This window comes from Colwellia sp. TT2012, from assembly GCF_001440345.1.
GTDB lineage: Bacteria > Pseudomonadota > Gammaproteobacteria > Enterobacterales > Alteromonadaceae > Colwellia.
The window spans coordinates 469,681-483,804 of the sequence record NZ_LJYX01000006.1; the positions used below are offsets into that span (position 1 = coordinate 469,681).

The window sequence follows — 14,124 nt, forward strand, 5'->3', positions numbered from 1 at the left end:
ATGGGCTTGAAAAAGTTTATTGAAGATATTGAACCGCATTTTGAAAAAGGCGGCAAACATGAGAAATGGTTTGCACTTTACGAAGCCGTTGCTACTGGTTTATTTACTCCTGGTTATGTGAACAAAGGTAAAACCCATGTTCGTGATAGCATCGATTTAAAACGTATCATGATCACAGTATGGCTTGCGGTTTTCCCTGCCATGTTCTTTGGTATGTATAACATTGGTTATCAAGCTGTTGACGCATTAGCGGCCGGTTATGCTTTACCACAATCTTGGCAAGTTGATTTATTTACCTTGCTTGGTGGTACGCTAACGGCAACCTCTGACTGGTGTAGCATGATGCTCTACGGCGCTTGTTTCTTCCTACCCATTTACGCAGTAACTTTTGCTGTAGGTGGTTTTTGGGAGTTATTATTTGCCGCCGTGCGTAAACATGAAGTCAATGAAGGTTTCTTCGTTTCTTCTATTTTATTCGCCCTTATCTTGCCTGCAAGTATTCCATTATGGCAAGTCGCCATTGGTATTACTTTTGGTATAGTTATCGCTAAAGAAATCTTTGGTGGTACAGGTAAAAACTTCTTAAACCCTGCATTAGCGGGTCGTGCGTTTTTATTCTTTGCTTATCCTGCTCAAATATCCGGTGATGCAGTTTGGGTTGCTGTTGACGGCTTCTCAGGCGCTACTATGTTAAGTGCATTTAATGCTGGTACGGCGGGCATGGTTGATTACACCATGAACGCAGATTGGTGGAATGCATTTTGGGGCTTTATTCCAGGCTCTGTTGGTGAAGTCTCTACTTTTGCTATTTTATTGGGTGGTGCTTACATCCTTTATAAAGGCATTGCCTCATGGCGCATCGTCTTAGGTGTCTTTGGCGGCATGGTGCTTACCTCGCTATTATTCAATATGATTGGTAGTGAAACTAATGCAATGTTTGCTATGCCTTGGCATTGGCACTTCGTTATTGGTGGTTTTGCCTTTGGTATGATGTTTATGGCAACAGACCCAGTGTCTGCTTCATTTACCAATACCGGTAAGTATTGGTTTGGCGCACTTGTTGGTGTGATGGTGGTATTGGTTCGTGTTGTTAACCCAGCTTTCCCTGAGGGCATGATGTTAGCGATATTATTTGCAAACTTGTTCGCACCATTGTTTGACTACTTTGTCGTACAAGGCAACATCAAACGGAGGCTTGCTCGCAATGTCTAAAACTAAAAAAACTGAAACGGTTGCTGGTACGCTGACCTTTGTTTTAATTATTTGTTTAGTGTGTGCTGCTCTGGTATCAGTGGCAGCAGTGGGCTTGAAACCATTACAAACGGCTAACAAATTACTTGATAAGCAAACTAAAATTCTTGAAGCATCCAATATATTAGCTATTGCTTTAAAACCAGAAAACATAAAAGTTGCTGGTAGCGAAGATAAAAGTATCGTAAGTACTTACGAAAAATATGTTGTTGCTAAAATGATTGACCTTGATTCAGGCGCATTTATTGACGGTGATGTTAATGCTTTTGATGAACGTAGCGCTGCGCGTGATGTGACTCAAAGTATCAAACCTAAAAATGATATCGCTGGTATTAACCGTCGTGCTAATAGTGCGGTTGTTTATTTAGTTAACAACGAACAAGGCCAATTAACCACTATTGTCTTACCTATCTTAGGTATGGGCTTATGGGATTTAATGTATGGCTTTGTTGGCTTAGAAGCTGATTTAAATACCGTTAGCAGTGTAATTTACTCTGATCTTAAGGAAACTCCTGGATTAGGCGCTGAAGTGCTGAACCCTAAGTGGAAAGCCTTATGGCCAGGTAAAAAAATGTTTAACGAGCAAGGTGATATTGCCATTAAAATCGTTAAAGGTGGCGCTAAAAAAGGTGACATTCACGGTGTTGATGCTTTATCTGGTGCGACATTAACCAGTAATGGCGTTGAGCATACTTTACATTTTTGGTTAGGTGATGAAGGCTATGGTCCTTTCATCAGCAAATTTAAAGACGGAGGGCTTGATTAATGTCTTCAGATACTAAAAAAGTCCTCTTTGGACCTGTTGTTGATAACAACCCTATTGCTTTACAAGTATTAGGGGTTTGTTCTGCGCTTGCTGTTACCAGTTCTATGGAAAATGCGCTAGTAATGTCATTGGCGGTAATGTTAGTGACGGCTTTCTCTAACTTGTTTATTTCGATTATTCGTAATCAAATACCCTCAAGTGTGCGTATTATTGTGCAAATGGCCATTATTGCCTCACTAGTCATTGTGGTTGACCAAGTACTTAAAGCTTTCTCGTATCAATTATCGAAAGAGTTATCGGTATTTATTGGTCTGATCATCACTAACTGTATTGTTATGGGTCGTGCCGAAGCTTTTGCAATGAAAGAAAAACCAGGTGTGAGTTTCTTAGACGGTATAGGTAATGGTTTAGGTTACGGCGCGGTATTAATGGTTGTTGCTTTTTTCCGTGAATTATTCGGTTTTGGTACTCTGTTCGGTGTTGAGATATTTCAGTTAACACAAAACGGTGGCTGGTATCAAGGTAACGGCTTATTGGTATTACCATTTAGTTCATTCTTCATTATTGGTTTAATCATCTGGGCAATTCGCCAGTGGAAACCTGAACAAGTAGAGAAGGATTAAATCTATGGAACATTATTTAAGTATTTTTATTAAAACCATCTTCATTGAGAATATGGCGCTAAGTTTCTTCTTAGGTATGTGTACCTTCTTAGCTGTGTCTAAGAAAGTAAGTACAGCTATTGGCTTAGGTGTTGCGGTTGTGGTGGTATTAGGTTTAGCAGTTCCTGCTAACCAAATTATTTACCAAGCCATTTTAGCACCTGGCGCACTTGATAGCATTATGGGTATTACTGATCCGAAAGAATCAATTGATCTTAGCTTCTTGTCTTTTATTACTTTTATCGGGGTAATTGCTGCCTTAGTACAAATATTGGAAATGATTTTAGATAAATATTTCCCAGCTTTGTATCAAGCACTTGGCATATTCCTACCTTTAATTACCGTTAACTGTGCCATTTTTGGTGCGGTATCCTTTATGGTGGCGAAAAACCTTACCTTGGGCGAAAGTGTTGTTTATGGTGTTGGCTCTGGTGTCGGTTGGATGTTAGCAATCGTATTGATGGCTGGTTTACGCGAAAAGATGAAATACTCTGACGTACCAGACGGTTTAAAAGGTTTAGGTATTACGTTTATCACTGCTGGATTGATGGCTTTTGGCTTTCTTTCTTTCGGTGGTATTTCCCTGTAACTCAAGGTTAATGTTGGTTTAACAGTGAAAATTGCTGTTAAACCCTTAATAAAATTAAAGGAAAAGTCGATGGAAATTATTCTCGGCATATCAATGTTTACCGCGATAGTTTTAGCTTTGGTGTTAGTGATTTTATTCGCTAAATCAAAGTTAGTAGCTACAGGTGACATTACAATTAGTATTAATGGCGATCCAAGCAAGTCAGTGACTGCGGCTGCAGGTGGCAAATTGTTAGGCGTATTAGCAGACCAAGGTATTTTTATTCCTTCAGCATGTGGCGGCGGTGGCACTTGTGGTCAGTGTCGTGTTGACGTGCATTCAGGTGGTGGTGATATTTTACCAACCGAAGAGGGGCATATTACTAAACGTCAAGCCAAAACTGGTTGTCGTTTAGCCTGTCAAGTTGCGGTTAAGCAAGACATGGTTATTGAAGTTGAAGATGAAATATTCGGTGTGCAAAAGTGGGAATGTGAAGTTATCTCTAATGATAACCAAGCAACCTTCATCAAAGAATTAATATTAAAAATTCCTGATGGCGAATCTGTACCGTTTAAAGCCGGTGGTTACATTCAAATTGAAGCCCCAGCCCATCATGTCAAATACAGTGATTTTGACATTGCTGAACAGTACCGTGGCGATTGGCAACACTTTGGCTTCTTCGATGTTGAATCAAAAGTTGATGAAGAAACCTTACGTGCTTACTCAATGGCAAGTTACCCAGAAGAGGAAGGCATTATTATGCTGAACGTGCGTATTGCTACGCCGCCTCCGGGTAAGTTACATTTACCAGCGGGTAAAATGTCTTCATACATCTTCAGCCTTAAGCCAGGTGATAAAGTCACTATTTCAGGTCCATTTGGTGAGTTCTTCGCTAAAGAAACTGATAATGAAATGGTCTTTATTGGCGGTGGTGCTGGTATGGCGCCGATGCGTTCTCATATCTTTGACCAACTTAAGCGCCTTAAGACTAAGCGTAAGATTAGTTTCTGGTATGGTGCTCGTTCTAAACGTGAGATGTTCTATGAAGATGATTATAACGGCCTAGCGGCTGAAAATGATAACTTTGTTTGGCATGTTGCCTTGTCTGATCCACAACCCGGTGATAACTGGGATGGCATGACTGGTTTTATTCATAACGTTCTTTTCGAAGAATACTTGAAAGATCACGAAGCGCCAGAAGATTGTGAATACTACATGTGTGGTCCTCCAATGATGAATGCTGCCGTTATCGGTATGCTTAAAGATCTTGGTGTAGAAGACGAGAATATAATGCTAGATGACTTCGGTGGCTAATATTCATATTTAGGCGGTTTTTTGCTCCGTTAGCTTCGTCGGAAGTGCTCATTGACTAACGTCAACTCCGCGCTTCCTTCTTGCTAACAAATCAAAACTCTCGCTTAAATAAAGAATATACTCCCTTAGTTACTATGAATAAAGACGACTTCGGTCGTCTTTATTATTTATATCACTATATTTTTCAGCTAAAAATATAGCGATATAAATAATAATTTGGAATCTTTATGAATAAACTCAAACTAGTGTTGTTAACGGTTTTAGCGATAACCTTATCAGCTTGCTTCCCGAGTAATCCTTCAAATAAAATAGAAGTGTTACTGCAAGGTCGTACTATGGGCACTACTTATAATATTAAAGTAGTGGCGACAGAAGAACAGTTACTAGCGCTGAAATTACAGCAAAAAATTGATGCTGCACTGCAACAAGTTAACCAAGAAATGTCGACTTATCTAAAGAACTCGGAAATATCTCTCTTTAACCAATCGAAATCAACTGACGCTGTCGAAGTGTCGGCAGGTTTTGCTCGGGTACTAAAAGAGTCAATTCGCCTCGGTAAGTTAAGTGGCGGTAAGCTAGATGTTACCGTTGGCCCCTTAGTCAATTTGTGGGGCTTTGGTCCAGAGCAGCGTCCTGACAAAATACCCAGTGATGAGCTATTAGCCGCGACCAAAAAACGGGTTGGTTTACAGTATTTAACGTTAGTGGGCAATCAACTTGCTAAGAAAATACCGGATTTATATATAGATTTATCTACCATAGCGAAAGGCTATGGCGTCGATGTTGTGGCTGAGTTAATTGAAAGTCATGGCTTTACCAACTACCTAGTGGAAATAGGTGGAGAAATGCGTCTAAGAGGCTTTAAACATACAGGTGAGTTGTGGGCTATTGCCATAGAAAAACCAATTCTCGATCCAAGTGGCAAAGAGCGTGCCGTTCAGCAAGTCATTATTCCTAAAGATAATGCCGTAGCAACGTCTGGTGATTACCGTAACTACTTTGAAGTCGATGGTCGACGTTATTCACATATTATTGACCCAGATACCGGTAAACCCATCAATCATAATTTAGTCTCGGTCACGGTAATTCATCCTTCCTCGATGACAGCTGATGGTTTATCAACCACCTTGATGGTGATGGGTATGGAAAAGGGCATGGATTTTGCCGTTGCAAACGATCTGGCGGCACTATTTATTGCTAAGACTGAAAATGGCTTTGATGAGCGATTTACGGTAAAATTCCATCAATATTTGAAATAATAATACCATTCTTCATAAAGAGGTCTGCAATCAGCGGACTTTGTTATGGCGGTGAGTATAATACTAGTGACACTTTCTTTTTAGGAATAGCGCGCACTGATATTATTTAAAGCAATGACTCTTGTCCAGAGCATTGGCAGTCTTTAGTTAAATTTGTTGAATTAAGTTGAGAGCATAGCATTATGATGATTTTCTTTATTACCTTTGGTTTTTTTCTTGTGATAGGTACTGCGATGGCAGTGGGTTATATTTTTCAGAATAAAACCTTGGCCGGTAGTTGTGGTGGTTTAGCCAGCGTTGGTATTGGCAAAGAGTGTAATTGTGATAATCCGTGTGAAAAACGTCAAGCGCGTGAGAAAAAAGCCGCTCTTGAACTAAACTTGCAAAACAGAATTGACGTAACAAACTTATAATTGTTAGCACGGTATACGATTGCTAAGCTGACTTTATATATTTTGGTTAACAAAAAAGGATAATGAATGGTTCATTATCCTTTTTTAATGCTCGCTAACCCTGCTCAGGTTAGTAATATGTTGCAACTAGCCAATAAACTTAAGTATTTTGTCAATAATACCTTGGCTATCTAAACCCAGTTCTTGATGTACTTCTTGTTGAGTACCGTGTTTGATGAAATGATCAGGCAAGCCTATATTCAGTAGGCTTACGTTTTGAGACAGAACTCGTTTAGCAAGTACGTATTCATTTACCGCTGAGCCAGCGCCACCAGCAATAGCATTATCTTCAACTGTCACTAGTACGTCATGTGATTGTGCTAATTGCTCAATGAGTGCAATATCAAGCGGTTTAACAAAACGCATATCAACTAAGTTTGCTCCTAGCGCTTCGGCAGCGATTTTAGCCTCTGCTAACATCGAGCCAAAGCTTAATAAGGCAATTTTCTCACCTTGCTGCTCTTGATCATCAATGATGATTCTACCTTTGCCTATTTCTATGGTTTCATCAATATTTGGCAAGGTTTCACCTGTGCCACAGCCGCGCGGGTAACGTACCACGCTTGGCGAGCCTAATCGGTAGCCAGTATTTAACATTAATTGGCATTCACGTTCATTAGCGGGTGCCATAATGACCATGTTAGGAATGCAACGCAAAAAGCTTAAGTCAAAAGAGCCTTGATGAGTAGCTCCATCAGCGCCGACAATGCCAGCTCTGTCAACTGCAAACATCACAGGTAGATTTTGAATGGCAATATCATGAATTAATTGATCATAACCACGTTGTAAAAAAGTTGAGTAAATGGCAACTACTGGCTTTTGTCCACCGATAGCAAGGCCTGCAGCATAGGTTATTGCATGTTGTTCGGCGATAGCAACATCAAAATATTGCTCAGGAAAACGTTTGCTAAACTCAACCATGCCAGAGCCTTCACCCATAGCTGGGGTAACAGCAACGAGTTTTTCATCAACCTCAGCCGTTTTACATAACCAGTCGCCAAAAATTTGTGAATAAGTCGGTAAGCTAGGTTTTGCTTTAGGTAAATGGGTATCCTTAGGGTTAAATTTAGGTACCGCATGATACTTGATTGGATCCTGTTCAGCGGCTTGATAACCTTTACCTTTTTTAGTGGCAATATGTAGTATTTGCGGACCTTTAAGGTTACGCATATTTCTAATGGTAGCCACCAAGCCATTAACATCATGGCCATCAATGGGACCAATATAATTAAAACCGAGTTCTTCGAAGAAGGTACTTGGCACAATCATGCCTTTTAAGTGCTCTTCAGCACGACTAGCTAATTCTTTAATGGGGGGAATATTACCGAGAATTTTTTTGCCACCCTCTCGTAAACCAGCATAAAAACTGCCAGAGAGCATTTTTGCCAAGTGATTATTTAGTGCACCAACATTTTGCGAAATAGACATTTCATTATCATTTAAGATAACCAACATATCTTTGTTAATGTCGCCAGCATGATTTAACGCTTCAAAAGCCATGCCCGCCGTCATAGCGCCATCACCGATAACGGCTACAGTTTTCCGGTTTAACCCTTCTTTCTCTGCTGCAACCGCTAAGCCTAAGGCTGCCGAAATTGAAGTACTAGAATGGCCGACACTTAAAACGTCATACTCACTTTCTTCACGCCATGGAAAAGGGTGTAAGCCATCTTTTTGTCTGATGGTATGTAATTGATCACGTCGCCCCGTTAGAATTTTATGAGGATAAGCCTGGTGGCCTACATCCCAAATTAAATGATCGAATGGCGTGTTATAAACATAATGTAAGGCAACAGTGAGCTCAATGGTGCCAAGGCCCGATGCAAAGTGGCCACTACTTTTACTCACTGAATTTAGTAAGAAACTACGCAATTCATTACTGACACTTTTTAATTGCTGTTGCGGTAAATTGCGCAGCTCTTTTGGTGTGTTAATTTGTGCAAGTAGTGGGTAGTCAGCAAGGTTTGTAGTCATAGTTTGTCTATTGGTAATCATAATTTTATTTTAAAGGGTTGCGCGGCTTAGATACTTAATGGCTGCGCTGCACAATAAAGGTAGCAAAATCTGCTAAAGATTGGGTATTGTAAGGTAATCTAGCCAAAGCTTGAAGCGCTTGTTGTAATAAGTTTTCAGCTTTGTCTTGTGCACCTTGTAAACCAAGCAGTGCTGGGTAGGTACTTTTGTTGGCAGCAAGATCCGAGCCTACTGGTTTGCCAAGCTGCTCTTCAGTCGAGGTTAAGTCGATAATATCGTCTTGGACTTGGTAAGCCAAGCCAATAAGCTGGGCGTATTCACTTAATATTTTTTTGTGTTCACTGGTCACTTGCTCACTACACTCGGCTGGCATCAATACGGCAGCTTGCAATAATGCCCCCGTTTTTAAGGAATGCAAGGTTTCTAATTCACTTAGTGGAATAGCTTTATCTGTTGCGGCTAGATCAAGCGCTTGTCCGCCACACATGCCTTGGTAACCTGAAGCGCGAACTAATTGCTGTATAAGTTTTACTTGCAGCGGAAATTTTGATGTACTTTTATTTATTGAAAAACTGTGATTGGCCAATATATCAAAAGCTAAGGTTTGTAAGGCGTCACCTGCTAAAATTGCGCTGGCCTCATCAAAGGCTTTATGACAGGTTGGTTTGCCGCGCCTTAAATCATCATTGTCCATCGCAGGTAAGTCATCATGCAAAAGTGAATAAGCATGAATACACTCTAATGCACCCGATATAGCATCAATGTCATGCAGGTTGGCATGTAACGCTTCGCCGGTGATATAAGCTAAGTAGGGCCGCATACGTTTCCCGCCACTGAGCAATCCATAACGCATGGCTGCAAGTAACTTTGGATCATTGATTGTTAGGCTATCAAGCTTGGCGGCTAGATAATCATTGATACGTTGTTGGAAATGCTCATATGAAGTCAGTGTGGTCATTAACTTTCGCTCACACTGCTATCAAAATCCGTTAATTGGGCGGTGCCGTTTTTTTCGAGTAAAATTTGTACTTTTTGCTCGGCAGCTTGTAATTTTACCTGACTTAATTGGCTAAGATTTAAGCCACGCTCAAAAAGTGCCATTGATTCTTCTAAGCCCAAGTCACCTTGCTCTAAATTCTGTACTATGGTGTCAAGTTCATTTAAGGATTCTTCAAAAGAGAGATTTTCTAGTTTCTTTTTAGCCATGATTATTGCTCTAAGCTGCTAGCGGTTAATTAATTGCGGCAAACTTACCTTAGCTTGCTACTCGGGTCAATTGAACAACTGCAATTATTGTTGATAAAACATTTATCATTAGTGTTAAGTTATTGACACTAAGGGCGATAATAACCTTACTATGTGTTTTTTATTATTCGTGATTTATTCGGTAAGACATTAGCGAATAGTTTTTACATCATGTACTATTCTTTTATTGAAGTTTTGTTTTTGAATAAAGTGTTGGTTGTTTAGGGGAACTCTGTGGATTTAGCTACGTTAATTGGTATTTTAGGTGCTGTTGGTTTATTGGTCATGGCTATGGTATTAGCGGGTGACATCATGATGTTTATTGATACTCAGTCGTGCATTATTGTTTTTGGTGGTTCTCTTTTTGTGGTGATGTCTAATTATAATATGGGACAGTTTTTCGGTATCGGAAAAATCATTCTCAAAGCTTTTATTTTTAAACTAGAGAAACCAGAAGAGTTAATTGAAAAAGCGGTTGATATGGCCGATGCTGCACGTAAAGGCGGGTTTTTAGCGTTAGAAGAAGCGGAAATTACCAATGCTTTTATGCAAAAAGGTGTCGATATGTTGGTCGATGGTCATGATGCCGATGTAGTACGAGCTACTTTACAAAAAGATATTGATTTAACTACAGAGCGTCATGAAACTGGCGGCAATATGATGATGGCGCTCGCCGATGTTGCTCCTGCGATGGGCATGATAGGCACCTTAATTGGTTTGGTCGCTATGTTATCAAATATGGATGACCCTAAATCTATCGGCCCAGCGATGGCGGTGGCTTTATTGACCACACTTTATGGTGCCTTTCTCGCCAATGTTATTGCCATTCCTATAGCTTCTAAATTAAAACTGCGTATGGCAGAAGAAAAAATGAATCAAGAGCTAGTACTTGATGCTGTTTTAGGTATTCAAGATGGCCAAAATCCCCGTGTTATCGAAGGTTTATTAAAAAACTATTTAGCTGAAGGTAAACGAAAAGTCGATACCACTGAAGAATAGCAGGAACATTTATGTTAGAAATTCTTATGTTAACAATATCAATGTTAGGTATGGTCATGCTTGGGTTGCTTATGTTAAGAGGGTTTATGTTAAGAGGGTTTATGTTAAGAGGGTTTATGTTAGGAGGGACTTATGGCTAAGCAAAAATGTAAGTGCCCACCTCCTGGATTACCCGCATGGATGGGCACCTTTGCCGACCTTATGTCACTGTTAATGTGTTTTTTTATTTTGTTATTATCTTTCTCTGAGATGGATGTGCTGAAATTTAAGCAAATTGCTGGCTCGATGAAATTTGCCTTTGGTGTGCAAAATAAAATTGAAGTAAAAGACATTCCTAAAGGTACCAGTATTATTGCGCAAGAGTTTCGTCCAGGAAAACCTGAGCCAACACCTATTGAAGTTATTCAGCAACAAACCATGGAAATGACCCAGCAAATGCTTGAGTTTCAAGCCGGAGATGAAACCTCGGCTGGCGGGCGACAAGAGCAACGAGGCACTGAACGTGGTGGTCAAGCACAAAATACCGAAGATGCTCTTTCTGCGCAAGCCATGCTACAAGCACAAGAAGAACTAGCGCGTGCGGCACAAGAGCAAGTGAATGACTTAGTGAAGAAGATAGCTGAGCAGCTTGAGCAGCAAATTCAAGATGGTGCCATCGAATTAGAGTCACTAGGTCAGCAAGTGATTATTCGTATTCGTGAAAATGGCTCTTTTCCTTCTGGATCTGCTTTTTTACAACCTAAATTTAGACCCATTATTGAAGAAATAGGTGCGTTACTTAATACTATACCAGGAGAAATCATGATCTCGGGTAATACCGATGATCGTGGCGTCGATTCTGAGTTATTTAGCTCAAACTGGGATCTGTCGAGTCAACGTGCGGTAGCCATAGCACATGTATTGATTAAAGTGCCAGGCTTTGATCCTACTCGGCTTGTGGTTGCTGGCCATGCCGATACTCGACCTCTAGTACCCAATACCAATGCCCTTAATCGTCGACGTAACCGTCGGGTTGAAATTTCGATCAATCAAGGTAAAGCCAAAGAAACTGAGCGAATTAGTATCATAAAAGAATAGCAAACAGACTTTTAGTGTTAAAACCTTAAAAAAGACTAATAAATAGTGTACAATCCGCGCCATTATTTTTTTGTCTTTTTTAGGTTATAACCGATGAAATTTATCGTAAAGCTTCAAGCTGAGATCACCATTAAATCTCGCCCCGTCCGTAAACGTTTTACTAAAATATTAGAATCGAACGTTAAGAATGTTTTACGTCGTATTGACGAGCAAGTCACTACACGTATGAACTGGGATAATATTGAAGTTAATACCAAAGACAATTCACCTGAAAACCGTGAACGTTTAGTTGAAGCCCTTAAGTGCATTCCTGGCATACCTATTTTTCTAGAAGTTCAACAAACTGAGTTTGTTGATGTTCATGACATTTATGAGAAAACGTTGGCGGTTCATGCCAAAACCATTGAAAACAAAACCTTTTGTGTACGTGTTAAACGGACCGGTAATCACGACTTTAACTCCTTAAAAGTAGAGCAATATGTTGGTGGTGGTTTAAACCAACACGTTGCCAGCGCTAAGGTTAAATTAAAAAACCCTGATGTAACCGTACGTCTTGAAATTAAAAATAAAGACTTATTTATTGTTACTGAACGTCATAAAGGTTTAGGCGGTTTTCCGATTGCTACCCAAGAAGATGTGTTGTCACTCATGTCTGGTGGTTTTGATTCAGGTGTTGCCAGTTATCAAATGATTAAAAAGGGTGCACGTACTCACTATTGTTTCTTTAACCTTGGTGGCTCAGCGCACGAAGTGGGAGTTAAGCAAGTAAGTTATTATTTATGGAATAAATTTGGCTCCTCGCATAAAGTTAAATTCTTTGCGGTAGATTTTGAGCCAGTTATTGCTGAAATATTAGAGAAGGTTGACAATAGCCACATGGGTGTGGTGTTAAAACGTATGATGATGCGTGCGGCTACTAAAATTGCCGAACGAGGTAAAATTCAAGCGCTAGTTACTGGGGAAAGTTTAGGTCAGGTTTCCAGCCAAACCTTAACCAACTTAAACGTAATCAACCGAGTAACAGATACGTTAATTTTACGTCCGCTAGGGGCTTACGATAAGCAAGATATTATTGATATTGCCCGTAAAATAGGCACAGAAGATTTTGCTAAGACTATTCCTGAATACTGTGGTGTTATCTCTAAAAAACCGACGGTAAAAGCGGTACTAGCTAAAGTTATAGAAGAAGAGGGTCACTTTGATTTCGATATTTTAGACAAGGTCGTTAGCGAGACACGTGTTTTTGATATTCGTGATATTGGTAAAGAAACCGAAGAAGAAATTCATGCGGTAGATCTTGTTGATGACATCCCTGATAATGCCATCGTTGTTGATATCCGTAGCCCAGCAGAAGAAGAAGATAAACCATTGGTACTAGGTGATATCGAAGTTAAGCATATCCCTTTCTATAAGCTTTCTACGCAGTTTGGCGACTTAGATATGTCGAAAGATTACCTACTTTATTGTGATCACGGGGTGATGAGCAAACTACAAGCGTTGTATTTACTTGATAATGGTTTTAAAAACGTAAAAGTGTATCGCCCTTAATGATTCACTCCTTACGGTCATAATGGACATGTTTAAGGTCTAGCACCTGTTGCCACAGTCGAGTATTTTCCGGAGTGGCAACATTATTCTTCTTACCTATACGATGAATATAACCGTTAATAAAATTAATCTCTGTTGCTCTGCCGCCCAAAACATCACTACGCATTGACGAGCAGTTTCTCGCCGTTGCTTGCGCTACTTTAGCAATCATTTTTTGTAAGTCGCTAAAGGCTAACTCTATACCTTCTGTTTGGCTGACTGCGGTAATTTCAGTTAATAATAAATTTATTTGTCTAGTAAACTTCTGGTTATTTATCTCGCCATTATCAATATTGTTAATGGCCGTGATTGGGTTAATGACACAATTTATTGCCAATTTTAACCATTGTTTTTTCACTATATCTTGATGGAAATTTACCTGGGCTAAGGCGTTGTTTAGCCGGTTGGTCAATTGCGTTTGTTGGTTTGAGCTTAACTCACCTGCAAGTAGCCCAATATCACTTTGGCCAAGTCCTGTATGGATTATGGCTAAGGGCATACTTCGTAAGCAGCCATGGGTGGTTAACATGGTTAGTATAACTTGCTGACTTGGTAGCAAGTTAACCACCTCGTCAAAGGGTCCCATGCCATTATGAGCAAGAATTACTAAGCAATGAGGATTAATGTCTTGTGCCATTTTCTGTATCGCATCGGCAATATGAAATGACTTTAGGCATAGGATGATAATATCGGCGGAATTTATATCAGCACTTTGACTATAAGTGAGTGGGTAAATTTCAGCGTGCAGTTGCTGATAGGGGGTAAATTGATATTTCGCTGACTTAAGTTCACTGGCACTAAGTTGCTCTTGGTTAGAAGCCAGTAGGCTAACATTGGTATTGGTATTGGTATTGGTATGAGCTAAATGATGATACCAAAGTAAACCCATGGCTCCTTGTCCTACGACAACAATATTTGCTAGCTTATTTGTCATAAGTTAATTATTTACCTTTTTCTTTTATTAGTCGTG

General features: G+C 39.9%; 14 protein-coding genes. 10 read left to right on the top strand and 4 right to left on the bottom strand.

Annotated elements, in window-relative coordinates; translation table 11 throughout:
- The 7 genes from ASU03_RS03795 (at window position 1) to nqrM (ending at window position 6,233) form a co-directional block, all read left to right on the top strand.
- Window positions 1-1,212: an NADH:ubiquinone reductase (Na(+)-transporting) subunit B gene (locus tag ASU03_RS03795; RefSeq protein WP_057830537.1), complete on the top strand. Its 1,212-nt coding sequence runs from the start codon at window positions 1-3 to the stop codon at window positions 1,210-1,212.
- The gene (locus tag ASU03_RS03800; RefSeq protein ID WP_057830538.1) at window positions 1,205-2,017 is read left to right on the top strand and encodes a Na(+)-translocating NADH-quinone reductase subunit C; all 813 of its coding nucleotides are present in this window, start codon (window positions 1,205-1,207) and stop codon (window positions 2,015-2,017) included. The genes ASU03_RS03795 and ASU03_RS03800 overlap by 8 nt, the downstream gene beginning before the upstream one ends.
- Entirely contained in the window at window positions 2,017-2,640 is a 624-nt protein-coding gene (locus ASU03_RS03805; protein ID WP_057830539.1) for an NADH:ubiquinone reductase (Na(+)-transporting) subunit D, read from the top strand. The genes ASU03_RS03800 and ASU03_RS03805 overlap by 1 nt, the downstream gene beginning before the upstream one ends.
- A 4-nt stretch (window positions 2,641-2,644) precedes the next feature.
- Window positions 2,645-3,268, top strand: a complete 624-nt coding sequence (gene nqrE / locus ASU03_RS03810) for an NADH:ubiquinone reductase (Na(+)-transporting) subunit E (protein ID WP_057830540.1) — start codon at window positions 2,645-2,647, stop codon at window positions 3,266-3,268.
- Window positions 3,269-3,337: 69 nt separating this feature from the next.
- Window positions 3,338-4,561, top strand: coding sequence for an NADH:ubiquinone reductase (Na(+)-transporting) subunit F (nqrF, locus tag ASU03_RS03815; RefSeq protein ID WP_057830541.1), 1,224 nt, complete (start codon window positions 3,338-3,340; stop codon window positions 4,559-4,561).
- Between the two features lie 227 nt (window positions 4,562-4,788).
- The gene (locus ASU03_RS03820) at window positions 4,789-5,820 is read left to right on the top strand and encodes an FAD:protein FMN transferase (protein ID WP_057830542.1); all 1,032 of its coding nucleotides are present in this window, start codon (window positions 4,789-4,791) and stop codon (window positions 5,818-5,820) included.
- A gap of 182 nt (window positions 5,821-6,002) precedes the next feature.
- Window positions 6,003-6,233, top strand: coding sequence for a (Na+)-NQR maturation NqrM (nqrM, locus tag ASU03_RS03825; protein WP_057830543.1), 231 nt, complete (start codon window positions 6,003-6,005; stop codon window positions 6,231-6,233).
- A 126-nt stretch (window positions 6,234-6,359) separates the two neighbouring features.
- On the opposite strand, the gene dxs is transcribed toward nqrM, so the two are convergent.
- Genes dxs through ASU03_RS03840 form a run of 3 tightly spaced genes read right to left on the bottom strand, consistent with a single transcriptional unit; the run spans window position 6,360 to window position 9,452 of the window.
- Window positions 6,360-8,246 carry a 1-deoxy-D-xylulose-5-phosphate synthase gene (gene dxs, locus ASU03_RS03830; RefSeq protein WP_057830989.1) on the bottom strand — a complete coding sequence of 629 codons (1,887 nt, stop codon included), beginning with the start codon at window positions 8,244-8,246 and terminating at the stop codon, window positions 6,360-6,362.
- A 55-nt stretch (window positions 8,247-8,301) separates the two neighbouring features.
- Window positions 8,302-9,204, bottom strand: coding sequence for a polyprenyl synthetase family protein (locus ASU03_RS03835; protein ID WP_057830544.1), 903 nt, complete (start codon window positions 9,202-9,204; stop codon window positions 8,302-8,304).
- On the bottom strand, window positions 9,204-9,452 hold the full coding sequence (locus ASU03_RS03840) for an exodeoxyribonuclease VII small subunit (protein ID WP_057179944.1): 249 nt from the start codon (window positions 9,450-9,452) through the stop codon (window positions 9,204-9,206). The genes ASU03_RS03835 and ASU03_RS03840 overlap by 1 nt, the downstream gene beginning before the upstream one ends.
- Before the next feature lie 273 nt (window positions 9,453-9,725).
- Between ASU03_RS03840 and pomA the strand changes: the two genes are divergently transcribed.
- From pomA to thiI, 3 genes are all read left to right on the top strand, one after another.
- Window positions 9,726-10,490: a flagellar motor protein PomA gene (gene pomA, locus ASU03_RS03845; protein WP_057830545.1), complete on the top strand. Its 765-nt coding sequence runs from the start codon at window positions 9,726-9,728 to the stop codon at window positions 10,488-10,490.
- Window positions 10,491-10,622: 132 nt separating this feature from the next.
- Window positions 10,623-11,567, top strand: a complete 945-nt coding sequence (locus ASU03_RS03850; protein WP_057830546.1) for a flagellar motor protein MotB — start codon at window positions 10,623-10,625, stop codon at window positions 11,565-11,567.
- Between the two features lie 93 nt (window positions 11,568-11,660).
- Window positions 11,661-13,115: a tRNA uracil 4-sulfurtransferase ThiI gene (gene thiI / locus ASU03_RS03855; protein ID WP_057830547.1), complete on the top strand. Its 1,455-nt coding sequence runs from the start codon at window positions 11,661-11,663 to the stop codon at window positions 13,113-13,115.
- 4 nt (window positions 13,116-13,119) lie between these two features.
- Here thiI and ASU03_RS03860 read toward each other — a convergent pair whose 3' ends face one another.
- Window positions 13,120-14,088 (bottom strand): ketopantoate reductase family protein, encoded by a 969-nt coding sequence (locus tag ASU03_RS03860; RefSeq protein ID WP_082627129.1) that lies wholly within the window; start codon window positions 14,086-14,088, stop codon window positions 13,120-13,122.
- Window positions 14,089-14,124: the final 36 nt, after the last annotated feature.